At 71.9% G+C, this 23,236-nt stretch carries 26 protein-coding genes and 1 pseudogene; 14 read left to right on the top strand and 13 right to left on the bottom strand.

From position 1 onward, the window contains the following. Positions 1–43 precede the first annotated feature (43 nt). From IOD16_RS18840 to IOD16_RS18830, 3 genes are all read left to right on the top strand, one after another. Positions 44–481 (top strand): DUF6292 family protein, encoded by a 438-nt coding sequence (locus tag IOD16_RS18840; protein ID WP_201441103.1) that lies wholly within the window; start codon positions 44–46, stop codon positions 479–481. Positions 482–562: 81 nt separating this feature from the next. After that, positions 563–1,105 carry a GNAT family N-acetyltransferase gene (locus IOD16_RS18835; RefSeq protein WP_236595089.1) on the top strand — a complete coding sequence of 181 codons (543 nt, stop codon included), beginning with the start codon at positions 563–565 and terminating at the stop codon, positions 1,103–1,105. A 119-nt stretch (positions 1,106–1,224) separates the two neighbouring features. Beyond that, on the top strand, positions 1,225–3,546 hold the full coding sequence (locus tag IOD16_RS18830) for an Orn/Lys/Arg decarboxylase N-terminal domain-containing protein (protein WP_201441101.1): 2,322 nt from the start codon (positions 1,225–1,227) through the stop codon (positions 3,544–3,546). Positions 3,547–3,579: 33 nt separating this feature from the next. On the opposite strand, the gene IOD16_RS18825 is transcribed toward IOD16_RS18830, so the two are convergent. The 6 genes from IOD16_RS18825 to IOD16_RS18800 all read right to left on the bottom strand — a co-directional run bounded on the left by IOD16_RS18825 (position 3,580) and on the right by IOD16_RS18800 (position 8,177). Then, positions 3,580–4,050, bottom strand: coding sequence for a GreA/GreB family elongation factor (locus IOD16_RS18825; protein ID WP_201441100.1), 471 nt, complete (start codon positions 4,048–4,050; stop codon positions 3,580–3,582). A 133-nt stretch (positions 4,051–4,183) separates the two neighbouring features. Beyond that, positions 4,184–4,348, bottom strand: coding sequence for a hypothetical protein (locus IOD16_RS18820; RefSeq protein ID WP_170184882.1), 165 nt, complete (start codon positions 4,346–4,348; stop codon positions 4,184–4,186). 9 nt (positions 4,349–4,357) lie between these two features. Next, positions 4,358–5,617: an NAD(P)/FAD-dependent oxidoreductase gene (locus IOD16_RS18815; RefSeq protein ID WP_201441099.1), complete on the bottom strand. Its 1,260-nt coding sequence runs from the start codon at positions 5,615–5,617 to the stop codon at positions 4,358–4,360. A gap of 115 nt (positions 5,618–5,732) precedes the next feature. Next, positions 5,733–7,256: a PucR family transcriptional regulator gene (locus tag IOD16_RS18810; RefSeq protein WP_201441098.1), complete on the bottom strand. Its 1,524-nt coding sequence runs from the start codon at positions 7,254–7,256 to the stop codon at positions 5,733–5,735. Positions 7,257–7,305: 49 nt separating this feature from the next. Then, entirely contained in the window at positions 7,306–7,737 is a 432-nt protein-coding gene (locus IOD16_RS18805; RefSeq protein WP_123741143.1) for a group III truncated hemoglobin, read from the bottom strand. Next, the gene (locus IOD16_RS18800; RefSeq protein WP_201441097.1) at positions 7,734–8,177 is read right to left on the bottom strand and encodes an RrF2 family transcriptional regulator; all 444 of its coding nucleotides are present in this window, start codon (positions 8,175–8,177) and stop codon (positions 7,734–7,736) included. Before IOD16_RS18800 ends, IOD16_RS18805 begins: the two co-directional genes overlap by 4 nt. A 63-nt stretch (positions 8,178–8,240) precedes the next feature. Here IOD16_RS18800 and IOD16_RS18795 point away from each other — a divergent pair, with 63 nt between their 5' ends. The 4 genes from IOD16_RS18795 (at position 8,241) to IOD16_RS18780 (ending at position 10,948) form a co-directional block, all read left to right on the top strand. Beyond that, entirely contained in the window at positions 8,241–8,399 is a 159-nt protein-coding gene (locus IOD16_RS18795) for a hypothetical protein (RefSeq protein ID WP_201441096.1), read from the top strand. A 331-nt stretch (positions 8,400–8,730) separates the two neighbouring features. Beyond that, positions 8,731–10,059 (top strand): pectate lyase, encoded by a 1,329-nt coding sequence (locus tag IOD16_RS18790; protein WP_201441095.1) that lies wholly within the window; start codon positions 8,731–8,733, stop codon positions 10,057–10,059. A gap of 174 nt (positions 10,060–10,233) precedes the next feature. Further along, positions 10,234–10,626, top strand: coding sequence for a hypothetical protein (locus tag IOD16_RS18785; protein ID WP_201441094.1), 393 nt, complete (start codon positions 10,234–10,236; stop codon positions 10,624–10,626). A gap of 76 nt (positions 10,627–10,702) precedes the next feature. Further along, entirely contained in the window at positions 10,703–10,948 is a 246-nt protein-coding gene (locus tag IOD16_RS18780) for a three-helix bundle dimerization domain-containing protein (protein WP_201441093.1), read from the top strand. A 2-nt stretch (positions 10,949–10,950) separates the two neighbouring features. On the opposite strand, the gene IOD16_RS18775 is transcribed toward IOD16_RS18780, so the two are convergent. Then, complete coding sequence (locus IOD16_RS18775) at positions 10,951–11,355, bottom strand: ATP-binding protein (RefSeq protein WP_201441092.1); 405 nt, start codon at positions 11,353–11,355, stop codon at positions 10,951–10,953. Between the two features lie 153 nt (positions 11,356–11,508). Here IOD16_RS18775 and IOD16_RS18770 point away from each other — a divergent pair, with 153 nt between their 5' ends. Beyond that, positions 11,509–11,853: a hypothetical protein gene (locus tag IOD16_RS18770; protein WP_201441091.1), complete on the top strand. Its 345-nt coding sequence runs from the start codon at positions 11,509–11,511 to the stop codon at positions 11,851–11,853. Positions 11,854–11,862: 9 nt separating this feature from the next. On the opposite strand, the gene IOD16_RS18765 is transcribed toward IOD16_RS18770, so the two are convergent. Then, the gene (locus IOD16_RS18765) at positions 11,863–12,978 is read right to left on the bottom strand and encodes a carboxylate-amine ligase (RefSeq protein ID WP_201441090.1); all 1,116 of its coding nucleotides are present in this window, start codon (positions 12,976–12,978) and stop codon (positions 11,863–11,865) included. A 781-nt stretch (positions 12,979–13,759) separates the two neighbouring features. Beyond that, a complete protein-coding gene (locus tag IOD16_RS41025) occupies positions 13,760–13,885 on the bottom strand; it encodes a hypothetical protein (protein ID WP_268957728.1) in 126 nt (41 codons plus the stop codon). Here IOD16_RS41025 and IOD16_RS41515 point away from each other — a divergent pair. The 6 genes and pseudogenes from IOD16_RS41515 to IOD16_RS18740 form a co-directional block, all read left to right on the top strand. Then, positions 13,866–13,949, top strand: a pseudogene (locus tag IOD16_RS41515) (hypothetical protein); the annotation flags it as partial. The gene IOD16_RS41025 and the pseudogene IOD16_RS41515 overlap by 20 nt on opposite strands. Before the next feature lie 121 nt (positions 13,950–14,070). After that, entirely contained in the window at positions 14,071–16,065 is a 1,995-nt protein-coding gene (locus IOD16_RS41285; RefSeq protein WP_328809481.1) for an endo-1,4-beta-xylanase, read from the top strand. Positions 16,066–16,194: 129 nt separating this feature from the next. Continuing rightward, positions 16,195–16,302 carry a transposase gene (locus IOD16_RS18755; RefSeq protein ID WP_201441089.1) on the top strand — a complete coding sequence of 36 codons (108 nt, stop codon included), beginning with the start codon at positions 16,195–16,197 and terminating at the stop codon, positions 16,300–16,302. Between the two features lie 75 nt (positions 16,303–16,377). After that, entirely contained in the window at positions 16,378–16,545 is a 168-nt protein-coding gene (locus IOD16_RS18750) for a hypothetical protein (protein WP_201441088.1), read from the top strand. Positions 16,546–16,715: 170 nt separating this feature from the next. Further along, positions 16,716–16,949 carry a WYL domain-containing protein gene (locus IOD16_RS18745; RefSeq protein WP_201441087.1) on the top strand — a complete coding sequence of 78 codons (234 nt, stop codon included), beginning with the start codon at positions 16,716–16,718 and terminating at the stop codon, positions 16,947–16,949. A gap of 588 nt (positions 16,950–17,537) precedes the next feature. Continuing rightward, on the top strand, positions 17,538–18,404 hold the full coding sequence (locus IOD16_RS18740; protein WP_201441086.1) for a hypothetical protein: 867 nt from the start codon (positions 17,538–17,540) through the stop codon (positions 18,402–18,404). Here IOD16_RS18740 and IOD16_RS18735 read toward each other — a convergent pair. From IOD16_RS18735 to IOD16_RS18720, 4 genes are all read right to left on the bottom strand, one after another. Next, positions 18,293–18,688, bottom strand: coding sequence for a hypothetical protein (locus IOD16_RS18735; protein WP_201441085.1), 396 nt, complete (start codon positions 18,686–18,688; stop codon positions 18,293–18,295). The two genes, IOD16_RS18740 and IOD16_RS18735, sit on opposite strands and share 112 nt — an antisense overlap. 472 nt (positions 18,689–19,160) lie before the next feature. After that, positions 19,161–20,090: a hypothetical protein gene (locus IOD16_RS18730; RefSeq protein WP_201441084.1), complete on the bottom strand. Its 930-nt coding sequence runs from the start codon at positions 20,088–20,090 to the stop codon at positions 19,161–19,163. After that, positions 20,087–22,207, bottom strand: coding sequence for a hypothetical protein (locus IOD16_RS18725; protein ID WP_201441083.1), 2,121 nt, complete (start codon positions 22,205–22,207; stop codon positions 20,087–20,089). The genes IOD16_RS18730 and IOD16_RS18725 overlap by 4 nt, the downstream gene beginning before the upstream one ends. Then, positions 22,204–22,806 carry a toll/interleukin-1 receptor domain-containing protein gene (locus IOD16_RS18720; RefSeq protein WP_201441082.1) on the bottom strand — a complete coding sequence of 201 codons (603 nt, stop codon included), beginning with the start codon at positions 22,804–22,806 and terminating at the stop codon, positions 22,204–22,206. The genes IOD16_RS18725 and IOD16_RS18720 overlap by 4 nt, the downstream gene beginning before the upstream one ends. Positions 22,807–23,236: the final 430 nt, after the last annotated feature.

The following is a 23,236-nucleotide window of genomic DNA, read 5'->3' as shown; positions in this document are numbered from 1 at the left end:
CGTCGGCAACTCCCGGTGTCCGGGCAAAAGGCGGCGATGCGCGATGGAACTGGATTTCGACGACGCGGTGACGTGGGGCCTGCGCGGTTACGTGCGGCGGGTCACCGAGGAGCTGGGGCTCACCGGGGAGTGCTCGTACGTGCAGGCCGAGCGGCCCGCGGGCGCGTACCTGGCCCTGGACGGGCGGCTGCCCGGCGCGCCGGACCGCGACGTGGCGCTGTTGTGGGACGAGGAGCACGGTTGGTCGGCCGCGATCGAGACCCACAGCGGTGAGGACGTCCTCGTCCAGGCGCACTTCGGCCCGGAGCTGCTGCCGCCGCCGAGGGCCGTCGCCCGGTGGGTGGGCGGCTTGTTCCGCGGTGAGCGCGGCGCTCCGGCGCGGTTCGCGGTGATCCCCGGCGCGACCGACGACCTGGCCGACCGCCTCGCGCCCTACACCGCCGCCGCGCTCGTCCCGGCCCCGCGGGCGGAGTCGGCCTGACGACCGGCAGAGCGCCCACCCGGCCCGGACCGCCGACCGCGCACGGGTGGGATGATCGTCCCCGACGGCAGGAGGGGACGCGTGGGGGATTCGCCTGTGCGGCGGGCGGCGGTGCGGTCGGACGTGCCCGGGATCGCCGCGTTGATGCGCCGGTCGGTGCTGGAGCTGTTCCCGCACTTCCACGACGAGCGCGAGACGGCGAGCGCGGCGCGCTACCTCACCGTGCCGGACGTGGTGCTCATCGACGACGGCACCTACTACGTCCACGAGGCGGCGGGTGAGGTCGTGGCCTGCGGCGGGTGGAGCAAGCGGGACAAGCTCTACACCGGGTCGGGTGACCGGCCGGCCGACGGCCGCCTGCTCGACCCGGCCGCGGAGCCCGCCAGGGTGCGGGCGATGTTCGTCCGCGACGACTGGACCCGCCGGGGCCTGGGCCGCGCGATCCTCGCCGCGTGCGCGCGGGACGCCCGTGCCGCCGGGTTCCGGTCGCTGGTGCTGATGGCGACGCTGCCGGGCGTGCCGCTGTACCGGTCGTTCGGGTTCCGCGAGGTGAACCGCACCCGGATTCCGCTCCCCGACGGTGTGACGTTGGCCGGGGTCGAGATGGCCTGCTCGCTCGACTGAGCGAAGCGCTTCCTCCACCGTCGGGTGGGGCTGGCTCCACGTTCAGGTGATGGAGCCGCCACGTCCGCGCACCGCTCCTACGCTCGGCGGGTACCCCGGTGAGAGGAGCTGACGATCCGATGACCAGGTCCACCATCCTCATCGCCGCGGAGCGGGCCGCCCCGGACAACACCGTGCCGGCGGCGAAGGTCGAGCAGGTCTGCGCGCACCTGAGCGAGTGCGGGCACGACGTGATGGTCGTGCACTCCGCCACCGACGCGGCCGCGGCGATCACCGCCCAGGCCGACCTCGCCGCCGCCGTGGTGAGCTGGGAGCTGGCCGGCGGCGCGCTGCGCCCACCCGACGCGGGCCCGGTCGTCGAGGGCGGCGTGCTGCGGATGCTGCTGGACCGGTTCTCCTCGCGGCTGCCGGTGTTCCTGCTGACCGCCGGCGACTACAGCGACGAGACGCCGCTGTGGGTCTCCGAGGTGATCAACGGCTGGATCTGGTTGCTGGAGGACACGCCGGACTTCATCGCGGGCCGGATCGACTTCGCCGCGCGCCAGTACCTCGACCACGTCCTGCCGCCGTTCTTCCGCGAGCTGTGCCGCTTCGACGACACGCACCCGTACTCGTGGCACACGCCGGCGCACGCGGGCGGCATCGCGTTCCTCAAGTCGCCGGTCGGCCGGGCGTTCTTCGACTACTTCGGCGAACGGCTGTTCCGCACCGACATCTCGGTGTCCGTCGCCGAGCTCGGCTCGCTGTTCGAGCACACCGGTCCGGTCGGCGACGCCGAGCGCAACGCCGCCCGCATCTTCGGCGCCGACGAGACCTACTTCGTGCTGCACGGCACGTCCACGTCCAACCGGATGATCGTGCACAGCGCGGTGGCCAACGACGAGATCACCCTGCTGGACCGCAACTGCCACAAGGCGATCAACCACGGCGTCACGCTCACCGGCGCGCGCCCGGTCTACCTCGTGCCCACCCGCAACGGCTACGGGATCACCGGGCCCATCCCGCCGGCCCGGCTGACCGTCGAAGCGGTGCGCGCCCAGATCGGGCGCACGCCGATCGCCGCGGGCGCGGTGAGCCAGGACCCGGCCTACGCGGTCATCACGAACTCCACCTACGACGGGCTCTGCTACGACACCGTCCGGGTGAACGAGCTGCTCGGCGCGTCGACCCGGACCCTGCACTTCGACGAGGCGTGGTTCGCCTACGGCCGGTTCAACCCGCTCTACGCGCGCCGCTACGGGATGGCGGTCGGCGACGGCGGGCCGCCGGCCGCCGAGAGCCCCACCGTGTTCGCCACGCACTCCTCGCACAAGCTGCTGGCCGCGTTGTCCCAGTCGGCGATGGTGCACGTGAAGTCCGGCGGCAAGGCGCCGTTCGACCGGTCCCGGTTCAACGAGACGTACATGATGCACGGCACCACGTCGCCGCTGTACCCGATGATCGCGTCCTGCGACGTGGCGGCGGGCATGATGGACGGCCCGGCCGGGACCTGGCTGACCACCGAGGCGATCACCGAGGCCATCCGGTTCCGGCAGGCCATGATCCGGCTCGGCGGGCGGCTGGCCGCCGCGGGTGACCGGCCGCCGTGGTTCTTCGGCGTCTGGCAGCCCACCGAGGTCGCCGACCCGGCCACCGGCGAGCGGGTGCCGTTCCACCAGGCGCCGCTCGACCTGCTGCGGACCGAACCCGACTGCTGGACGCTGGCGCCGGACGCGCCGTGGCACGGCTTCCGCGACCTCGAACCCGGCTTCTGCCTGCTCGACCCGGTCAAGGTGACGATCACCTGCCCCGGCGTGGACGCGCTGGGCGACGTGTCGGCGTTCGGCATCCCGGCCCGGGTCGTCACCGCGTACCTGGAGACCCGCCGGATCGTGGTGGAGAAGACCGACGTGTACACGTTCCTCGTGCTGTTCTCCATGGGCATCACGAAGGGCAAGTGGGGCACGCTGCTCGACGCGCTCACCGACTTCAAGCAGCTGCACGACCGGCGCGCGCCGCTGGCCGAGGTGCTGCCGGACCTGGTGAAGGCGCACCCCGAGCGGTACGGGCGGCTGACGCTGCCGCAGCTGTGCGAGGAGATGCACCACAGCCTCGCGGACAGCAAGGTCGTGCAGCTGCTGAACGAGGCGTTCACCAGCCCGACGCCGCCCACCGCCGTGATGACGCCGGCCGAGGCCTACCAGCGGTTCATCCGCGGCGCGACCGAGCTCGTCGGCCTGGACGACCTGGCCGACCGCGTGGTGGCCACCCAGGTCACCACCACGCCGCCCGGCATCCCGGTGCTGGTGCCCGGCGAGCGCGTCGGGTCGCCCGACGGCCCGCTGCCCCGGTACCTGCGCGTGCTGGAGGCGTTCGACCGGCGGTTCCCGGGTTTCGCCAGCGAGACGCACGGCGTGCACCACGAGGGCGGCAGGTACTGGATCTCGTGCGTCACCGAGTAGCGGCCACCGGGCTCGCCCGGCGCGGCGCGTCCTTCAGTCGGGTCTGGCGGCGGGGTGGCGTCCGTGGGGCACGGCGTCGAGCAGGGTGACGCCGATGGTGCTGCCGTCGGGGACGCGGTAGGTGCGCCGCTCGCCGCGCCGCGCGCCGGTGAGCGCCGTGCCGAGGGGCGAGTCGGGGGAGTAGACCTCGAGGTCGCCGTGCTCGGCGGCACGCGCGCCCAGCAGGAACGTCTCGGTGTCGTCCGCGTCGTCGTACCGGACGGTGAGCACCATGCCGGGTTCGGCGACGCCGTCGTCGGGCGGGTCCTCGCCGACGACCGCGTTGCCGAGCAGGTGCTGGATCTCGCGGACGCGGTCCTGCCGCTGCCGGCGGATCGCGGCGCGGTCGTCCGGGTCGGCGGACTCGTCGTCGCCCGCGGTGCGGCTCAGTTCGGCCAGCTCGGTCCGGAGCCGTTCGTGGGCGTGCCGGGTGAGCCAGGTGCGTCGGGGCTGGGTGTCGGTCATGGTGGCCTTCGTGGGAGGGGTGCCGTCAGGGCGGCCGGTGGGAGGGTGGGGCCGCCCTGACGGCGCGGGTGTCCGCGGTGCCGGGTGGTGCAGCGGCGCCGGCTCCCCGGACGGGGTGGTTGGCTCGGGTCGGTCAGCGGTCCGCGCGCAGGCGGAGGATCGTGTCGACGTCGTGGGCGTAGCCGGTGGCGATGTCGGTGAGGATGTCGAGCTGCACGCGCAGCAACGTGTTCTCCGCGCGCAACCAGTGCAGCTCGGCGCGCTCGTCGCGGGCGAGCGGGTCGCGGGTGCCGTCCACGCGGGCGCCTCAGCGCAACGGGTCGAACGCGCGCAACGCCTCCGGCTGCTTGCCGGTGGTGATCTGCTCGGCGAGCAGCCTGCCGGTGATCGGGCCGTGCGCCAGCCCCCACATGCCGTGCCCACCGGCGACGTACACCCCGCGCGCGAGCACCTCGCCGATCAGGGGACGGCCGTCCGGGGTGACCGGGCGCGGGCCGACCCACACGTCGCGGCGCTCCTCCCAGCGCACGCCGTCGAGCAGCGGGCGGGCCGAGGCGGTGATCGCGTCCAGCCGGGCCACCACGCCCGGCGCGTCCGGGTCGCGGAACTCCATGGTGCCCGCGACCCGGAGCGCGCCCTGGTAGGGCGTGCACGCCACCCGGGCGGCGGGCAGGTAGACGGGGCCGGGCACCGGGCGGTCGACCGGCACGGTGAACGAGTAGCCGCGACCCGCGCGCACCGGGACGCGCACGCCCCACCTGGCCGCGAGCCGGGACAGCCACGCGCCGGTGGCCACGACCGCGACGTCGGCGGTCAGCGACTCGCCGCCGCGGGTGCGCACCGCGACGCCCTGGCCGGTGGAGTGGACGTCGACGGTCTCCAGCACGCGGAACGTCGCGCCGCGCGCCTCGACCGACCGGGCCAGCGCGTGCACGAACCCACCGGGGTCGAGGTGCCGCTGGCCGTCGATCCGCACACCGGTGGTGAGGGCCCCGGACGCCAGCGGCACGAGTTCGCGCAGCTGGTCGCGGTCGAGGGTGGCGTGCTCGACCGGCTGGCCCGCCTCGGCCATCCGGCTCAGCTCGTGGCGCAGCCCGTCGGCCTGCCGGGCGGTCTCGAACCCGGCGGTGATCGGCGCGGCCACCGTGGGCGCCTCGACGCCGTTCGCGGTCAGCACGTCGAACGCCTCCACGCACTCGGCGTTGAGCGCCCGGTTCGCGCGCACGGCCCGCGTCCAGGACGACCACCGGCAGTTGGCCGCGAACCGCGCCAGGAACGTCCACAGCCCCGGGTCGGCGGACAGCGGGATGTGCAGCGGCGCGGCGGGGTTCAGCAACGACCGCAGGCCGTAGCGCAGCACGGACGGCTCGTTGAGCGGGATGGTCAAGCCCGGCGAGAGCCACCCGGCGTTGCCCCACGACGCGCCCGCGGCCACCCCGGTGCGGTCCACCACGGTCACCTCGACGCCGCGTTCCTGCAGGAACCACGCGGTCGACAGGCCGACGATGCCCGCGCCGACCACGACCGCCGACCTCGGCCCGCCGGCACTGCGCCCGACGTCGACCATGACCACCTCCACACCCGAGCGGAACTGCTGTCCACGTCAGCATTCCCCGGACGCCCCACCAGCCGGTTGTCCGTCACCGACAATCTGCCGGCCTGATCTTGTCGGGAACCGACAGCTACTCGGTGGCGGCCAGGTCGATGATCATGGCGAGGCGCTTGCGCGGGTCGTCCAGGTCGAGCGGCGTCACCTCGACCATCTTCCGCAGCCGGTAGCGGATGGTGTTGGGGTGCACGCCGAGCCGGTCGCCCGCCCGCGCGAGGTCGCCCTGCGCCTCCAGCCACGCGCGCAGGGTCGGCACGTAGTGGGTGGCGTGGTCGCCGTCGTGGCGGCGCAGCTCGGCGACCGGGCCCCGGGCGGGGGTGCGACCCGCCCGCGCGGCGGCGCGCAGGCGTTGCAGCAGGATGTCGTCCCACGACTCGTCGTAGGCCGGCGGCACGGCGTCCGGGGTGCGCGCCTCGTGCAGCGCCAGGCACTCGTCGGCCTCCTGCCTGCTCGCGGGCAGGTCGGCCGCCGACGCGGTCGCGCCGATGCCCGCGGTCACCGTCACCCGGCTCGGGAGCGCGGCCCGCAGCAGGGCCACCCACTCGCGCGCCGCGGTCACCTGCTCGCCTGGCAGGACGGTGTAGAGCGTGGTGCCGGCCAGGGTGCTGCGGCCGGGTCGGGACCAGCCGAACCCGGTGGTGGCGCGTTCGAAGGCCAGCAACAGCGCGGCGTGCCGCTCGGCGGCGATGTGGGCGCGCACGGCGATGACCCGCGACGGCCCCTGCGGCAACCCGAGCCTGCTGACCACCGTCGCGGCGTCCGCGGTGCCCTCCAGCAGCCGGATCACCAGGTCGGACTCCACCTGGCGCTCCAGGTCCGCGCTGGCCCGCGAGCGCAGCAGGTGCAACGCCACGGTGCGGGCGCCGTCGGCCAGCGCCGCGCAGCGGACGCCCGTCAACGGCACGCCGCACGTCACCCACACCGACCCCAGCAGCTCCCTGCCCGCGCGCACGGCCACGACCATCCGCCCGGTCAGGCCGTGCTCCGGGTCCTCCTCGACGAACAGCGGCTCGTCGTAGGCGGCGAGGTAGGCGAACACGCCGCGGCGCTCGAACGCCTCCCGCAGCCGCGGCGGCGCCTGCCGGCCCAGGATCGTCTCCAGGCGGGCCGGGTCGGCGCCCTGCTGCGAGCTGGAGTACGCCAGCACGCGGGAGAGCCGGTCCTCGATGGTCACCGAACCGCCGACCGCGCCCGCGAGGCTGTCGGCCAGCGCGAACAGGTCCGTCGGGCCGCGACCGGACTCCGTCTCCCGGCCCTCCAGCACCAACCCGTAGACCACCCCGGCCAGCTGGCTCCACGACACGGCCGGGTCGACCAGCATCACCGCGACGCCTTCCGCCTCGCCGATCGCGGCCGCCTCGCGCTCGGCGTCACCGTGCAGCAGCACCACGGCCGCCTTCGCCGCCGCGGCCCACCCCGCGGCCTGGGCCACCGACTCGGCGCCGACGGCCAGGAACACGTCGCCGCCGACCGCCCGCGCCTCGCTGGCCTCGCGCATCACCACGCTGCGCAACTCCGTCGAGCGCGGCACGGGGCAGCACGCCAACCGCACGCCGTAGCCACCCAGCACGTTCACCAGGCGGTCCAACCTGATCATGGGCAAACCTCTGTTCGGAGCCGACAGCACACCGTAACCGCCGGCGGCGTCAGCGCTCCTCGACCTCGTCCCGCCGCCGGATGGTGACCAGCTCGCTCGCGTCCTCCCGGCGCAGCCTGCGGATCATGGACCAGGCGATCCGCTCCGCCTGCGACTTCGCCAGGTCCGCCTTCTCGCCCGTGAACAGGTCGTCCACGGTGGCGGCCCACAGCGCCAGCCACCGGGTGAAGTGCGCGGAGGTCAGGGGGAAGCGCTCGTGCAGGTCGAGGTGCACGCGCAGCAGGTTGCGGCGGTACGTGCCGGCGCGGAACAGCACCGTGGCCCAGAAGTCCGCGATCACGGGCAGGTGCGCCGGGAGGTCGAGCCTGGCCACGTCGCGGAAGACCGGGCCGAGCAGCCCGTCGTCGAACGCCCGCCGGTAGAACTCGGTCACCAGCGCCAGCGCGTCCTCCCGGCCGGCCAGGTCCCGAGCCGCCGTCACCGCGCGCCGCCCGCGCGGTGCGGCACCAGGTCGAGCAGCACGGGGCCGGCCGGTTCGGCGACCAGCGCCCGCACGGTCACGTCGTCCAGCACGGCGAGGAACGCCAGTTGGGCCGTGCGCAGCGCCCCGCGCAGGTGGCAGCCGCCGCGCAGCGGGCAGGGAGGTCCATCGCAGTCGACCACCTCGCTGTCGCCCTCCAACGCCCGCACGACGGCGCCGACCGAGGTCTCCAGCACCGCCGGGGGCACCCCGACGCCGCCGGCCCGGCCGCGCGAGGTGGCCACGAAACCGTGCCGCTGGAGGCGCTGCACGACCTTGGCCATGTGGTGGCGCGGCACGTCGAGCGCGTCGGCGAGCCGGTCGACGGTCAGCCGGCCGCCGTCGGTGGCCAGGAGCATCACCACGCGCAGCGCGATGTCCGTGGACCGGATGAGGTGCATGGAGGGACGGTAGCAAAAGAGGTATTCTCGGTTCCTGTTTCGTCGGACCAGGTGGGGGCGTCGGTGGAGTCGGACGAGGACCGCGCGCCGACGCCGACCGGGGACCCGGTGTGCTGGCTGTCGCGGGTGTGCCCGGAGTGCGGCTCGATGGCCGAGGGGCCGGTGCCGGCGGTGTGCCCCCGGTGCGGCGCGGAGATGCCCGACCAGGACGACGAGCGGTGAGCCCGCTATTGGTTCATCGCCTGTCCTTTTGTTCACGAGTGTGACCCGGGCCGGGCGATTCTGTTCACGAATATGACCGCCCGCATTTGCGCGTCCGGTTGAGTTGATCAATGGCACCGGCGATCACCTCGGTGTTCGATCGTATTCGACACGCCGGTGGTCCGACCTCGGGAAAGCCATCGTTGACCGGCCGCTTCAACAGCATCTAACATCCCGCTGGAAAGCGATTTCCGGAATTCTTCACACTGGTGAACCGGTGCCGGGAAACACGCTTTCGAAATCGGTCGACCGCCGACCTCGGCGTCCCGGAAAGTGAGAAGTGGAGTTGTTGATGAGCACAGCGGATCACCGTCGATCCACGCGACCCGCACCACCGCGTGGCACACGATGGCGCCTGAGCCTGGCCGCGGCGGCGGGCGCCACGGCGCTGGCCGCCGGCCTCCTCGCCTGGCCGGGCGCGACGCCCGCGGACGCGGCGGTCGGCGCGGGCACCTACACCCTCAAGAACGCGGGCAGCGGGCAGTGCCTCGACGTGCCCGGCGCGAGCGCGGCGAGCGGCGTGCAGCTCCAGCAGGCGTCGTGCGCCACCACCCGCAGCCAGCAGTGGACGTTGGCGGCGGTGAGCGGCGGCTTCAAGATCACCTCCGTGGCCACCGGCCTGTGCGTCGGCGTCCGGGACGCGTCGACCTCGGCGGGCAAGGCGATCGAGCAGGAGTCGTGCACCGGCGCCGCCAGCCAGACCTGGTCGTTGACCGCGAGCGGCAGCAACTACCGCGTGATCAACGCCAACGGCGCCAAGTGCATGAACATCAAGGACAACTCCACCGCCACCGGCGCGCTGGTGCAGCAGAACTCCTGCGACAGCGCGGCCACCAAGCAGTGGACGTTCACGCCGACCAGCGGCGGCCCGACGTCGACCTCCACGTCGACCTCGACCACGACGCGCACCACGACCACGACCACCACGAACCCCGGCAGCGGTGGTGACGGCAGCGGCCCGTGGCCGAGCGACACCGGCAGCGTGCACCAGACCACGACGCGTGACGTGGGCACCTACTTCAACGGCGGCATGAAGCGGTACTACGGCATCGGCGACGGCGGCCAGGGCGAGAGCCAGGACCCGATGTTCGTGGTGGCCAACGGCGGCACGATCGAGAACGTGATCCTCGACGCGCCCGCCGGCGACGGCATCCACTGCGAGGGCTCCTGCACCATCCGCAACGTCTGGTGGAACGACGTGGGCGAGGACGCGGCGACGTTCAAGTCCTCCAGCTCCTCGGCGACCTACCTGGTCGACGGCGGCGGCGCCAAGTCGGCGTCGGACAAGGTGTTCCAGCACAACGGCGCGGGCACCGTGACGATCCGCAACTTCCAGGTCAACGGCGCGGGCAAGCTGTACCGGGCGTGCGGCAACTGCGCCACGTCCTACCAGCGGCACGTGGTGATGGACGGCGTCACGGCGCGGTCGACCAGCGCGCTGGCGGGCATCAACACCAACTGGGGCGACACCGCCCGCTTCTCCCGCATCACGGTCTACGGCACGACGTCGATCTGCGACAAGTACAAGGGCGTCCCGAAGGGCAGCGAGCCGACCAAGATCGGCTCCGGTGCGGACGGCGTGAACTGCTTCTACTCGTCGTCCGACATCACCTACCGGTAGGCGGCGGCACGACACCGATCGAGGTCGCGGCCACCCGGCCGCGACCTCGATCCGTCACCGCCGCCGGACTCGGCGTGGATCTTCCCGACCGGTTGCCCGGCGTCGCGGGCGAGTTCGGATACCGTGTGGGACGACCGGGCGGCGTGGCGTGAGCAGGGGCAAGGGGCAACGACGGTGACCAGCTGGATCGATGTGATCAACTACGTCCGGACGCGGTACGAGGTGCTGGAGGAGACCGACAGCTGGCTGCGCTTCCGGCTCGACCTGGGCGAGAGCCGGACCCAGCAGGTCTCCGTGCACCACGTGCCGGAGTCGGACGGCGTGGCGTGGGTCGAGATCTCCTCGCCCGTCGGCCGGGCCGACGCGATCGACCTGAAGCGGCTGCTCGTGCTCGCGGGCACCTCGGCCGTCGGCGGCGCCGCCGTGGTCGACGACGTCGCCCTGCTCAAGCACACCGTGCCGCTGGAGGACCTGAGCGTGCGGGAGGAGTTCGAACGCCCGCTGATGCTGCTGGTCACCGCCGCCGACGCGTTCGAGCACGAGCTGACCTCGACCGACGACTTCTGATCGCGGGTTTCGCGGTCGGGCCTGCGGCCGATCCCGTTGGTGGCCGAACACCACCGTGCCGCGACGGAGGAACGTCATGACGGCTGAACGGCTCGAAGGTCATCTGGTCCGGGATCCGCGCACGCTGCGCACCGACGTCGAAGCGCAGCTGGACCAGGCGGCGGAGGAGGTCGGCAGGCGGCTCGGCGGCAAGATCGACCACCAGGTCGTGCGCGCGGCCGTGTCCGACGCCTACCAGCGGCTCGCCGCCAAGGCGAAGTTCCCCAACTTCCTGCCGATCCTGGCCGCGCGGTCCGCTCAGCGGAGCCTGCGCGGGACCTGACGTCACGACAGCGGCAGCTCCGCCCACACCGTCTTGCCCTCGGCGCCGAGGTGCGTGCCCCAGCGGCGTTGCGACAGGTGGTCGACCATGACCAGGCCCCGGCCCCGGAACGCGCCGAGGCGGGACGCGCCGGCCACCGGCAGGAGCTCCGGGCTGCCGTCGTCCACTTCGATCAGCAGGGAATCGCTGTCCCGCGACCGCCGCACGCGCAGCTGGCGAGGCGCCCGCGCGTGGTCGTAGGCGTTGGACACCAGTTCCGTGCAGATCAGCATCAAGTCCTGCAGCACGTCCTCGGCGAGTTCGGCGAGCACGGTCGCGAGCCACTGCCGGATCTGGGCCAGCGGCGCGACCGGTGTGGTCAGGTCCACGCTCACCCTGGCGGCGAGCGTGTTCTCCGACGAGGTCATGTGACCGTCCCCCAGGACACCCGGGCCGCCCCGCCTGTTCGAAACGGCCTCGGTGCGTCGGGATACCCCGACCGACCCGAACGCACACATCGAGGCGCGGCCGTCGCGCCGAGCACATGCCGTGCTACGGATCGTGATCTACCCTTGCTTTCCGTGACAGAGGAGAGGGTTCCGGTGGACGACCCGGTGGCGGTGCTGCGCGTGGCGGTGGACTCCGCCGTGCAGGCGGTGCTGCGCCTGGACCCCCGCCACGCCGACGCCCGGCAGGAGATCGACCGCGTGCTCGCCGGGTTCGCCACCGCCACCGCCCCGGTGCGGGACCGCCTGCTGGAACTGGCGGCGCTGACGCCGAACGGCCCGGTGTCGGCCGCGCTCGGGTTCCTCCGCGACGCCGGCGACCAGGCCGCCGGCGGTGACGTCCAGGCCGCGCGCGTCTTCCTGCTCGCCGGCCGCACCGCCCTGTTCCGCCTCGCGCGGGCCGGCCCGACCGACGGCTGATCCACGCGGTCAGCCGGACCGGCCCCCGGTCCACGTCTCCGCGCCGGACAGGGTCTCGCGCGCCAGTTGCTCCAGCACGTCGGACATCCGTCCCGCACGGGCGAAGGCGCGCCGCTGCCGCTCCGCGCCGCCGCCGTCGCTGTCCAGGGTGGACAGCAGTCGGCGGACCAGGGCGGGCTCGTCGAGCTGGTCCTCGACGCGGTGCACGAGCCGGTCCAGCAGCAGCCGCGCGGGCACCAGCCGGCCGGACAGCACGTCCAGGGACAGGCCCGCGAGGCCGTCGCGCGCGGCCCGCCACGTGGCGGCGCGCAGCACCTCCGTCGGCACCGGCGGAGCCGTCAGTCCTCGCCGGAGGTCGGCCAGCGCCGTGCGGACGAGGCCGTGCACCAGCGCGGCCAGCAGCACCGCTTCGTCCACGGTGGCCGCGACGTCGGCGACCCGCACCTCCACGGTCGGCAGGTGCGCGGACGGCCGGACGTCCCAGTAGATCATCCGCCGGTCCCGGGCCGACCCGGCGGCGAGCAGCATGTCGCAGGTGGCCTCGTAGTGCGCCGCCGACTCGAAGTACGGCGGCGGCCCGCCGCTCGGCCAGCGCGACCAGACCATCGAGCGCCAGCTCGCGTAGCCGGTGTCCGCGCCGTTGACGAAGGGCGAGTTCGCGGTCACCGCCCCGAGCACCGGCAGCCACGGCCGCAGGTGGTTGCACACCTGCACCGCCGTCTCCAGGTCCGGCACGGCCACGTGCACGTGGCACCCGCAGATGGACTGCTCGGCGGCGAGCAGCCGGTAGTCCTCGGTGAGCCCGCGGTAGCGGTCGCGGTCGGTGGTCGGCCCCGCCGTCCCGCCCACCGGCGGCGTGCCGACGGCCAGCAGCCCGAAGCCGAGCGTGCGGGCGATCTCGACGGCCACCATCCGGAGACCGGTCAGCTGCCGGTGCACGTCGGCGAGGTCGTGGCACACCGGGGTGCGGGTCTCCACCTGGGCTTGGAGGAGTTCGACGTCGAGCTCGACGCCGAACCGCCGCTGGGCCGCCTCGACCACCTCCGCGCCGTGCGGCGCGGGTTCGCCCGTGCGGGCGTCGACCAGCAGGAACTCCTCTTCGACTCCGAGCGTCGGAGTCGCCACACCCGCCAGACTGCCCACCGCGGCCCTCCGATGGCTGTTCGGCCCAAGGGCTGTGGGATACCCCCGTCCGGGCCTGCCAACCCGCCCTGGGATCGACCCGAGCCCGAGGCCAATGGTCCGATCAGGTGAACCACCGCTGGACCGCTCAAGTCAACGGGCTCTGGTGCCGAAGAGGGTAGTGAGCGCCGGAGTCCGCTACACGGACCCGGCGCTTCGTCGTGCTCGGCTGCGGCCTGCCGCCGAGCGTGGAGCATCGACCATTCCGGCTCCACATCTCTCGCTCCGTCGACTCCTGTGGTCAACCTGGTGCCACGTCGGTGCTTCTACGGCAATCGCCATCTGAGACCGCAGCGGGAATCAGGGCATCCGGAGCATTGACATGTTTCGTGGAGCAGATCGAAACTTTAGGTCACTGCGTCCGCTCGCCGTGCGGTGTCGCCGTCTCCACCACCCTGTCTCGAAGGAGAGCCCTGGTGATCATCAATTCAGGCCGCGTGAGAGTGCGGTCGGTGGTGCTCGTGTTCGTGGTCGCGGTGTTGGCGCTGGTCGGGACGTTGACGGCGGTGGCCCGGTCCACCACCACATCACCCGCCGCCGCGGATGTGATGGCGGCGGGGGTGGAGGACGACGGCGCGGACTGCCCGGTCTCCCCGCCAGGTTCGTTCCCGTCCAACCCGCGGTTGCCCGACCCGTTCACCAAGCTCGACGGGCAGCGCATCGGCTCCAAGTCCGACTGGCGCTGCCGGCGGGCGGAGATCCGCGAACTGGCCGAACAACGCGTCTACGGCGACAAACCCGCCAAGCCCACCGTCACCGGCACCGTCTCGGGCAGCACCGTCGCCGTCACCGTCTCCGCCAACGGCCGCAGCGCCTCGTTCTCCGCCGGCGTGCAACTGCCCTCGGGCACCGGCCCGTTCCCCGCCGTGATCGTCTACGGCGGGTTCGGCGGCGACACCGCCGCCATCCGCGCCGCCGGCGCCGCGACCATCACCTTCGACCCCTACACCGTGGGCAGGGAAGGCACCCCCCCGCAACAACAAACAAGGCGCCTTCTACACCCTCTACGGCAACACCAGCCCCACCGGCCTGCTCATGGCCTGGGCCTGGGGCGTGTCCCGCATCATCGACGTCATCGAAACCTCCGGCGGCACCGTCCTGCGCCCCGACATCGGCGTCACCGGCTGCTCCCGCTTCGGCAAGGGCGCCTTCGCCGCCGGCGTCTTCGACCAACGCGTCGCCCTGACCATGCCCATCGAGTCCGGCACCGCCGGCGTCCCGATCTACCGCGGCATCGCCGGCGAAGGCGCACAAAGCCTCACCAGCGCCTACGGCGAACAACCCTGGTTCGGCGACGCGTTCAGCCCCTACACCACCAATCCCAACACCGCACCCATCGACACCCACTCCCTCGTCGCCATGATCGCCCCCCGCGGCCTGTTCATCATGGACAACCCCCACATCGCCAACCTCGGCCCCCGCTCCGCCGCCGTCGCCGCCCTCGCCGGCGCCGAGGTGTACAAAGCCCTCGGCGCCGCACCCAACATCACCTACCACTCCAACGTCACCGACGGAAACCACTGCGCCAACCGGACCGAATGGCGCACACCCCTCACCCAGAACATCCAGAAGTTCCTCCTCAAGACCGGCAGCTACGCCGGCTCCATCCAGATGCACGGCAAAGCCACCGGCAACCTCTCCCAATGGCGCGACTGGACCACACCCACCCTCACCGACGGCCCCACCACCAGCAGCACCACCAGCACGACGACCACCACCACAACCACCGGCGACACCACGACGACCACCACCACGACGCCGCAGCCCGGTCCCGGCACCACCCTGGCCACGGCGGCGAACCGCACCGGCCGCTACTTCGGCACCGCGGTCGCCGCGAACAAGCTGGGCGATGCGACGTACGTCGGGATCCTCAACCGCGAGTTCGACATGGTCACGGCCGAGAACGAGATGAAGATCGACGCGACCGAGCCGTCCCAGGGGCAGTTCAGCTACGCCAACGGCGACCGGATCGTGAGCCAGGCCACCGGCCAGGGCAAGCGGGTCCGCGGCCACACGCTGGCGTGGCACTCGCAGCAGCCGGGCTGGATGCAGAACATGTCCGGCACCGCGCTGCGCAACGCGATGCTCAACCACGTCACCCAGGTCGCCACCCACTACCGGGGCAAGATCTACGCCTGGGACGTGGTGAACGAGGCCTTCCAGGACGGCAGCTCGGGCGCGCGTCGTGACTCGAACCTGCAGCGCACGGGCAACGACTGGATCGAGGCGGCGTTCCGCGCGGCGCGGGCGGCCGACCCGGGCGCGAAGCTCTGCTACAACGACTACAACACCGACGACTGGACGCACGCGAAGACCCAGGCCGTCTACCGGATGGTGCAGGACTTCAAGCAGCGCGGCGTGCCGATCGACTGCGTGGGCCTGCAGTCGCACTTCAACAGCCAGAGCCCGGTGCCGGGCAACTACCAGACCACGCTGTCGAGCTTCGCCGCCCTCGGTGTGGACGTGCAGATCACCGAGCTGGACATCGAGGGCTCCGGCTCCGCGCAGGCGGCCAACTTCGAGCGGGTCGTCAAGGCCTGCCTCGCGGTGACGCGCTGCACCGGCATCACCGTGTGGGGCATCCGGGACACCGACTCGTGGCGCGCCTCGGGCACCCCGCTGCTGTTCGACGGCTCGGGCAACAAGAAGGCCGCCTACACCTCCACGCTGAACGCCCTCAACAGCGGCGTCGTGCCGACCTCGACCACCACGACCACGCCGACGACCCCGACCAGCACCACCACGACCACCGACCAGCCCGGCGGCTGCACGGCGACCTACTCCGAGGGCACGAAGTGGAGTGACCGCTTCAACGGCCAGGTGACCGTCTCGGGGACGGACAACTGGGTGGTGACGGTGACGGTGAGCTCGCCGCAGAAGATCATCGCCACCTGGAACGCGAGCACCACCTGGGACAGCAGCGGCAACGTGATGACCGCCCGTCCCAACGGCAACGGCAACGTCTTCGGCTTCACCATCCAGCACGGCGGCAACTGGAACTGGCCCAACCTGACCTGCCGCACCGGCTGACGCCCGGGACGGGGGAGGCCCGACGCGGGTCGCCGGGCCTCCCGCCCCAGGAGCTGTTCGGGGTTCAAATCTAGGTTCGCTCCGGTGGTGTGCTGGCGGAACACGGGTGTGGCGCGTTTGATCTGACCGATGCCGAGGGAGCGGTTCAACGGCATGCTGTGGCGGTGCCGCACCGGGCCGGGTTGGCGTGACGTCCCGGAACGGTACGGGCGCTGGTCGACCATCGGCGTCTGGTGAGATTCCGGGCACTGTGAAACCCTCACCCGGCAACCCATCCGCTACGCGGCGCAGCATGAGGCGCTACCCGGTTCGGTGTCGCAGACGTTCGCCGACGCGGACCGGTTCGCCGACATCACCGCCCACAGCCCCGACGCCCCCGACAACGACCTGCTGCGCTCGCCCACCCACGCGATCTTCGACGAACAGTCCCGACGGCGTGCGGGGGAGAGAGCCAGACACCGCCAGCGTCACCTTGCCTGACTGGGCCACAGATCTGCCGAACGCGCACCACTGCGACGCGAGCGGTTCGAGAGCGCTCACAGGCTGGTTCGGTCATCGCTTCTCGATGACCGGTGACGACGAGCGCACCCTCGCTGTCGCTACCCCGATCGTCAACGGCCTTCACGAGTCCTGTCAGCCAGCCTGCGCGGGTGTACCCGGCGCGGCGGGAGGACCTGGTCGGCACCGCTCTGGCCATGCACACCGAGGAGGTCGCCGCCGACGGCCGGCTGCGACTGGAGATGACTTTCCAGGACTCCCGGCACGGCGAGTGGGCACTGTGGCAGCTCTCCATGGACGGCGAAGCACTCGCACCGCAGTGGTTGCGCACCGCCCTGCACAACCGCGCCACCGCCGTCGCTACCCGCTACGAGGAGTCTCCCTGACCGTTGCCGTCCGCCTGTGACTCGTTGGTGCGGACGCGTTCCGTCCCGCGTCGGAAGGGTTCGGTGAGGGCGAGCCCCGCCGAGCTGAGGTGAACGCCGTGCCCAGTCGGTCGGGGTCCCTTTCTCGTCGTACGCCCCACCGCAGCCGACCAACCCCGTCCCGTAACCTCCGCCCACCAACACCGCGTGCGGACTGCGAACCCATGATCACGCCCCGAACCGGAACCGGCTCGACATTCGGAAAAAAGAACACGTCGAATTCAGTCGACACCCCGCTGGGCAAGTAAGCTTGATTTCACACCACCGACCGCTCTTGAGTACCCGATCGGGCGCTGGACACCGTGACGAGCAGGCCAGAACACTCGAAGCCATGTCATTCTCGACGCGGATCCGGCGATGATCGACCACTCAGCCCACATCGCCAAGACGTTGGGCATGGAATTGCGTGCCATGCGCAGAGGGCTCGGTATCTACGACACGCGGTTACCCGCGCGAATGGGAGGCACGGCCAAACGCGTGTTCGCGGTGGCGCCAGCGGACTCGATCACGACGGTCCGGTGGAAGGTGATCGGCGGCTTGGAGAGGGCCATGACCAGGCTTCCCGCGCACGAGCGCGACGTGCTCGCCGCCGCGTTCAACTACAACGCGAGGAACGTCGCCTACCGGCACCGCGTCGAGGGCTACGGGGAGACGTGTGGTGTCGGTGAGAGGACGGCCCGGCGGTGGGCCGACCGCAGCACGGCCGTACTGGCCCAGGCGTTGCTCGACACCGGCGCGCCCGCCCTCCGCGGCGCCTGGTGGACCGATCACCTGGCCATGACGATGGTCCTGGACCGGCCGCGCGTGGAACTGATGGAGGTGCGGCGGGTCGTCGCCGCCGAGGATGTCTCCGAAGTCCCCTTCTCCTTTCAAGTCACGGGCCTGTCGGCGAGCCAACTGGTGGAGCACGCCTCCTTCGAGGTCTTCTACGGCGGATCGCTGCGCATCGTCGGTCCTGAGTCGTCCGTACGCCTAGGGTTGACGATGAAGCTCCCGCGCACCTTGCACGCCGGTGACGCGCACGAGTACGCCGTGCTCGTCAGGTTGCCCGCCGAGCACACGCCGGCGCCGCACTTCGTGTGCGTGCCCCGCCACCCGTGCGCCAAGGCGGAGTTGCGGGTGCGGTTCCCGCACGACGCCGTCCCCGGCGGCCTGACCAGGGTGGCCGACGTCCACCAGCAGGACGTCGACGACCCGGTCGTGGCGGGAACCGCCGTCGAGGTGAACGCGGCTTCCGAGATCCACGTCGAGTTCGTGCACCCGGTGCCCGGCCTGGCCTCGGGCCTCCGGTGGGACGCGCCCGCTCACGGCGAGTACGGCGTCGCGATCTCGTCGACGTGCACCGTGCCCGGGCTCGTCACGGTCAACCGCGACTCCGTCACCCGGTACTCGGTCGACCCGTTGCGCGCGACGTAGCCGGTGAGGCTCGGCTCCGCGCGCAATGCGATGTGCGTGTCGGGGGTGATCGGGCGGTCCCTCTTGCGCCCGTCGTAGTGCAGCCCTCCGCTGCCGTCCCGGCAGATCGTCACGACGAACGAGGGCGTCCGGTACGCCGCGACGAGCAGGGCGTCGCCTGAGGCCGGTCCGAGGTGCCTGCGGACTTCGTCCGGGCATTCGGCGCTCTGCCCGGACGAAGTCGCCGAGGAGAACCCGAGGACGTCCCACTGCGTCGCCGCCAGCAAGACGACGGCGATCGGCATCGCCTTCTTCGCCCAAGCCGGGAGCTTCCGCCCTCGACTTACCGCGCGGACCCACCGCCAGGCACCGCGCACGACGGGAACGATCGCACGGACGCGCGACGCTCCGCCCGCCCGCCGCGGATCGGGTGCCGGTACTGCGCGCTCTGCCTGGACCGCCGGCGGAGCCGGTGGAGGTGGAGGTGGAGGACCGAGGGTGATCTGGAACGGCGGGCGCACCGGCCGCTCCCCGTTCGGTGAGTCGGTGACGTAGTCGCACAACACGCACCTGCCGCTCGACGCCAGCGCGGTGGCGCCACAGCCTCCGCACCGTGGCACTGCACCGGTCATGAGACACCCCAGGTGGACGGATCGCCGCGGTCGTCTCCGGGTCCTCGATGCGGCCCTCGCCACGTGGTCCGCCGTTCCGCTCGCACGTGCTGTCGGTTCCTTTCCGGTCGTGCAGGGTGTTCGAGGTCTGACGAGGCAGGTGGCATCACTCGTCCGCCTCCGATCCGTGCCGGCGCACGCCATCGCCCGCCTCGGACAGGCCGGTCGCGTCGATGACGGGCCGCCCGACGTCGAGCGCACCCGGCGCGGTGCCCCGGAGTCGGTCGCGGAGCTGCCCGCTCCGCCCGGGGTGCGGCGTCTGCACCATCCGGTCGAGGATCCGCTTGCTGATGCGGGTGCTCTCGCCGGCGGAGAGCTTCCCGGACTCCAACGCCGCCCGGACCAGGTCCAGGTTGATCTTGGCGTCGGCCTCCTGCGCTTCTCGCTCCAACTTCAGGAAGGCGGACGGGTCGCCGTTGTTGATGGCCATGTAGTGGGCCAGCATCTCGTCACGGGAGCCCTTCGCGACGTCGCGCCGCGCTTCGCGGTTGATCCGCTCCAGGAGCAGGTTGCGCTGGGTGGTCCGGAGATCCTCGGCGTTCTCGGCGGCAACGTCGACGCCGACGACCGAGAGGTCGAGCCCGTGCGGCGGACGGGCGCCACGCAGGACGTCCAGGATCTCGATCGCAGCCCGGTCGCCATCGAGGACACCGAACTTCGGGGTCACGCTCCGCGCCACGGTGGCCATCGACTCGTACACCGCCGCGGCCATGTCGCGGCGCTCTTCCCGCACGACCACCGTCGGGTCGATCACGCTGCACGAGAACCGGAAGGTGACCGAGAACATCCAGGGGTCGGCGCTGCGGGACGGCACCACGAAGGTGAGCCCGTGCGTGGTCGTGTCGACCAGGTAGGTCGCCCGATGACCACCGCCCCGCCGGCCGGGGACGGGAGCACCGGCCGCGATGACGTCGAGTCGGCCGTCCCGGTGCTCCACCACCAATGCGGTCCCACGCTGCGGTGCGCGCAGCGTGGTGAAGCGAAGCAGGACACCGCTGCGTTGGTGCAGGATCGGGTTGTAGGTTTCCTGGATCACGCGTTCTGCCCCTCTGCCTTGAGCCAGTGGTCGTGGAAGTGAGCTGCCGTCGGTGACGGCGAGTCGGTGTCGAAGGCCCAGGTCACGATCAGGTCTTCGAGGACGGCGAAGTCGTCGTCGGATCGGTCGGCGATACCGGCCAGCACGTCGAGGAGCGCCCGTCGTGGGACGCAGGAGCCGTCGGCCGCGGTGACCCACTCGTGCAAGGTGTTCTCCGCGATCTCGCGCACCAGCGCGCAGGACAGCGCCCGGCCCCACAGCTCGGCCAGCAGGTCGAGGTGCCGCTCCGGTCCGCTGAGCAGGGTCGGCAGCACGTCGCCCGGACCGCCGGTGTGACGGACCGCGTAGGTGAACACGGTCAGTGCCTTGGCCGTGGTCTGCTCGTCGGACGGTGTGCCGCTCCAGTCGAGCAGGGCCTCCAGCAACGGTGTCGTGACACCCGATTCCAGCAGCGTGCGCGCGGTGATCGAGACGGAGGTCAGCGGCGCCCACTCAGGGTTGCGCACGAGGCTGCGCAGGACATTGAGCGCGCGTTCCGGGTCGGCGGCGCCGAGCCTGCCGGCCGCCGCCAGCGCTGCGGTGTCGGCGAGGTTGCGGGAGCGGGCGGTCGACCCGAGCTCGTCGGCCCACCGCTGCACGTGCGCCCAGAACGCGCCCACCTCGCCGCTCAACGCGCCCGCGACATCGAGGCCGAGCGCCGCGCCCTGTCTGAGCACCGCGGACCTGTCCATCGCCCAGGGCAGGAAGAGCTGGTCGATGCCGTACTCGAAGTCCACGGCGGCGAGCACGCCGGCCGCGTCGGCGGCCCGGGCGTGGATCTCCACGTTCGGGTGGGCGGCGAGCCGGCTCAGCCACGCCACGACCTTGCCCCTCGCGCCGTCCATCTGCAGCCAGAGCCCGACGAGCACCGCTTCGCGCAGGTCGCCGTGGCGGAACCGGAGGGTCTCCGGACCACTGGCGTGCGTGGTCCGCTTGATCCACGTCCGCTCCGCCCCGAGCATGCGCGAGTAGCGGAGGGTGGAGCCGGCGCTGCCGCCGAGCGCACGGGACAACTGCACCGCCGCGTCGACCACCCACAGGTAGGTGAGCTGCTCGAGCACCGCGGTGGCCGTCACGAACGCGATCTCCGACAGCACCGGCGGCGCGCTCAACCACTCGGCGACCTGCTCGTGAGGATTGCGCAGCCGCGCCACTTCCTGCCGCGGGTCCGTTCCGAGCCGCAACGACTCCACGAGCACGTGCGCCACGCGGGTGGCGAAGTGCGGGTCGTCGCGCTCCGCCAGGACGTCGACGAGCTGCGCCTGCGCGACCAGCTCGTCGAACCGCGGACCGGCCATCTGCGGCTCGGCGGTCGTCACCCTCTTCCGCACGATCTCCAGCGGATCGGGCAGGGCGAGGTCGTCCAGCACGTGCTCGAAGCGGTGTACAGCGGAAGCGAGGTTTCCTTCCAACGGTCCGGTGATGACCGCCAGGAACTTGTCCTGGTCGCGGAGGAGACCCGACACGCGGGTGAGCCACGTGTCGTCGAGCCGGTGGGCGGCGTGCGCGCCCCTGGTCGGCTGGTCGAGCACGACGAACCCGCGCCCGCGGGCGGGCGGCTGCCACTGAGGGCTCCCCAGGACGCTCACGGGCAGTTCCACGACATCGGGGTGTCTGGCTCCGCCCAGGACTTCGTCGAGCATCGCGAGGGCGCGTGACCGCCTTCCCGTCCGCGCCTGACCGGCGAGGACCACCAGGTGCGAGTTCGCGAGAGCCGCGGTCCCCGCCTCGAAGCCGTCCGGCCGCACGTAGTTGCCGATGTCGGCCAACTGCGTCGCGTCCACCGGCACGGCGGTCGGTCTACGAGGCCTGGACTTTCGCGCAGAGCCGGCCAGGAAGTTGCCCTGGACGGTGATGCCGTCCCGGAACACGTTGACGTTGTCGACGCGCCCCCGGCCCAACTGCGCCGCGATGGCCAGCGCGCGGGTGACGTCGATCCCGCTCGCGTCGTCCATCAGCCGCGCCAGCATCTCCTCCTGGGACATCGGAGGCACGTATTGGTCGTCGGCGCGTGGGAACGGCTCGTCCGGCCCGGGCGGGTCCGGCGTGGGGTCCAGCGGTTCGCCGTCGTCGATCACGACGTCCTCCGACCGCGCCCGTAGCTGGGACCGGCGTGGAAGTCGCCAGCGACGTCGACCCGCCCGGCCTGCCACACGTGGTTCCTGTTGCCGGACACGGTGAAGGCGTTCGTGTCGGTGGAACGCGGTTGCGGCGCGGGCAGCCCGACCTCCGCGGCCAACCGGTTGGCCAGGTTGTCGATGTCCGCTCGCGCGGTGCGGAAGCTGACCTCGACGTCCTGGAGATCGGCCAGCCAGGCCAGGTCGACCGGGAAGTCGTCGCGGGCCACCCGCGGGCTGTCGAGCCGCACGGGCACGACGACCTTGTCCAGCGCCGCCGCCGTGAGGAGTTCGCGCCGGACGAAGTCGTCGTGGTCGTCCAAGCGTCGGCTGCCGTCCGGGCGGGTCTCGCCCAGCCAGTTCGTGCCCATCACGACCAGGAGCGCGGCGCACTGCTCGACGGCCTCAAACATCCGCACCTCCCAGTCGGCTCCCGGGGGGATCGACTTCGAGGCCAGGAACACGGCGTCCGAGCCGAAGCGCTCGGACAGCGCGCGGTCGAGCAGGGCGGCGCCGAAGGGCTGGTCGGTCACGCGGTAATTGAGGAAGACCTTCGTCACTGGGGGTGCACCTCACGTGAAGGGATTGCGCTGAATGAGGAGCTGGCCTCTCGGATGGGCCAGCGAAATGGCGACAGTGCGCATAGTGCCACACCGGATCGCAGCGTTGACAAGTCCTACCGGTGAGTAGCGAAGTGTTTCCCGTTTCCTCTTGAATGTCCTTGACGATGTCCTTCATCTGTCCACTGGACAATTACCGGACGGATTGGACTGAACGCGCCGAACGGTTTAACGTGTCGATCGCTCACACCGGGTTTCCCGTTTCCCGCCCGAGTAGGCAACGGGAAACACCTGCCTCGGGCGGCACTGCGTGCGGCACGATCGGCGGCACCGAACCCGGCTCGTCCAGCCCGATCGGAGCGTGGTGTCGCCACCCCGCCGCCGGGGCTCCGAGGCACGAATGCGCACCACGCGCACGCGGTGCGCGCCT

Source organism: Saccharothrix sp. 6-C (genome assembly GCF_016695385.1).
GTDB lineage: Bacteria > Actinomycetota > Actinomycetes > Mycobacteriales > Pseudonocardiaceae > Actinosynnema > Actinosynnema texasense.
This window is presented reverse-complemented; position numbering and strand designations above follow the sequence as displayed.

What these genes read in the sequence shown, in the direction of transcription:
- IOD16_RS18840 (WP_201441103.1), top strand. Translation starts at nt 44, where the DNA reads ATGGAACTGGATTTCGACGACGCGGTGACGTGGGGCCTGCGCGGTTAC.
- IOD16_RS18830 (WP_201441101.1), top strand. Translation starts at nt 1,225, where the DNA reads ATGACCAGGTCCACCATCCTCATCGCCGCGGAGCGGGCCGCCCCGGAC.
- IOD16_RS18825 (WP_201441100.1), bottom strand. Translation starts at nt 4,050, where the DNA reads ATGACCGACACCCAGCCCCGACGCACCTGGCTCACCCGGCACGCCCAC.
- IOD16_RS18815 (WP_201441099.1), bottom strand. Translation starts at nt 5,617, where the DNA reads ATGGTCGACGTCGGGCGCAGTGCCGGCGGGCCGAGGTCGGCGGTCGTG.
- IOD16_RS18810 (WP_201441098.1), bottom strand. Translation starts at nt 7,256, where the DNA reads ATGATCAGGTTGGACCGCCTGGTGAACGTGCTGGGTGGCTACGGCGTG.
- IOD16_RS18800 (WP_201441097.1), bottom strand. Translation starts at nt 8,177, where the DNA reads ATGCACCTCATCCGGTCCACGGACATCGCGCTGCGCGTGGTGATGCTC.
- IOD16_RS18790 (WP_201441095.1), top strand. Translation starts at nt 8,731, where the DNA reads ATGAGCACAGCGGATCACCGTCGATCCACGCGACCCGCACCACCGCGT.
- IOD16_RS18780 (WP_201441093.1), top strand. Translation starts at nt 10,703, where the DNA reads ATGACGGCTGAACGGCTCGAAGGTCATCTGGTCCGGGATCCGCGCACG.
- IOD16_RS18775 (WP_201441092.1), bottom strand. Translation starts at nt 11,355, where the DNA reads ATGACCTCGTCGGAGAACACGCTCGCCGCCAGGGTGAGCGTGGACCTG.
- IOD16_RS41285 (WP_328809481.1), top strand. Translation starts at nt 14,071, where the DNA reads ATGGCCTGGGCCTGGGGCGTGTCCCGCATCATCGACGTCATCGAAACC.
- IOD16_RS18755 (WP_201441089.1), top strand. Translation starts at nt 16,195, where the DNA reads ATGCCGAGGGAGCGGTTCAACGGCATGCTGTGGCGGTGCCGCACCGGG.
- IOD16_RS18740 (WP_201441086.1), top strand. Translation starts at nt 17,538, where the DNA reads ATGACCAGGCTTCCCGCGCACGAGCGCGACGTGCTCGCCGCCGCGTTC.
- IOD16_RS18735 (WP_201441085.1), bottom strand. Translation starts at nt 18,688, where the DNA reads ATGCCGATCGCCGTCGTCTTGCTGGCGGCGACGCAGTGGGACGTCCTC.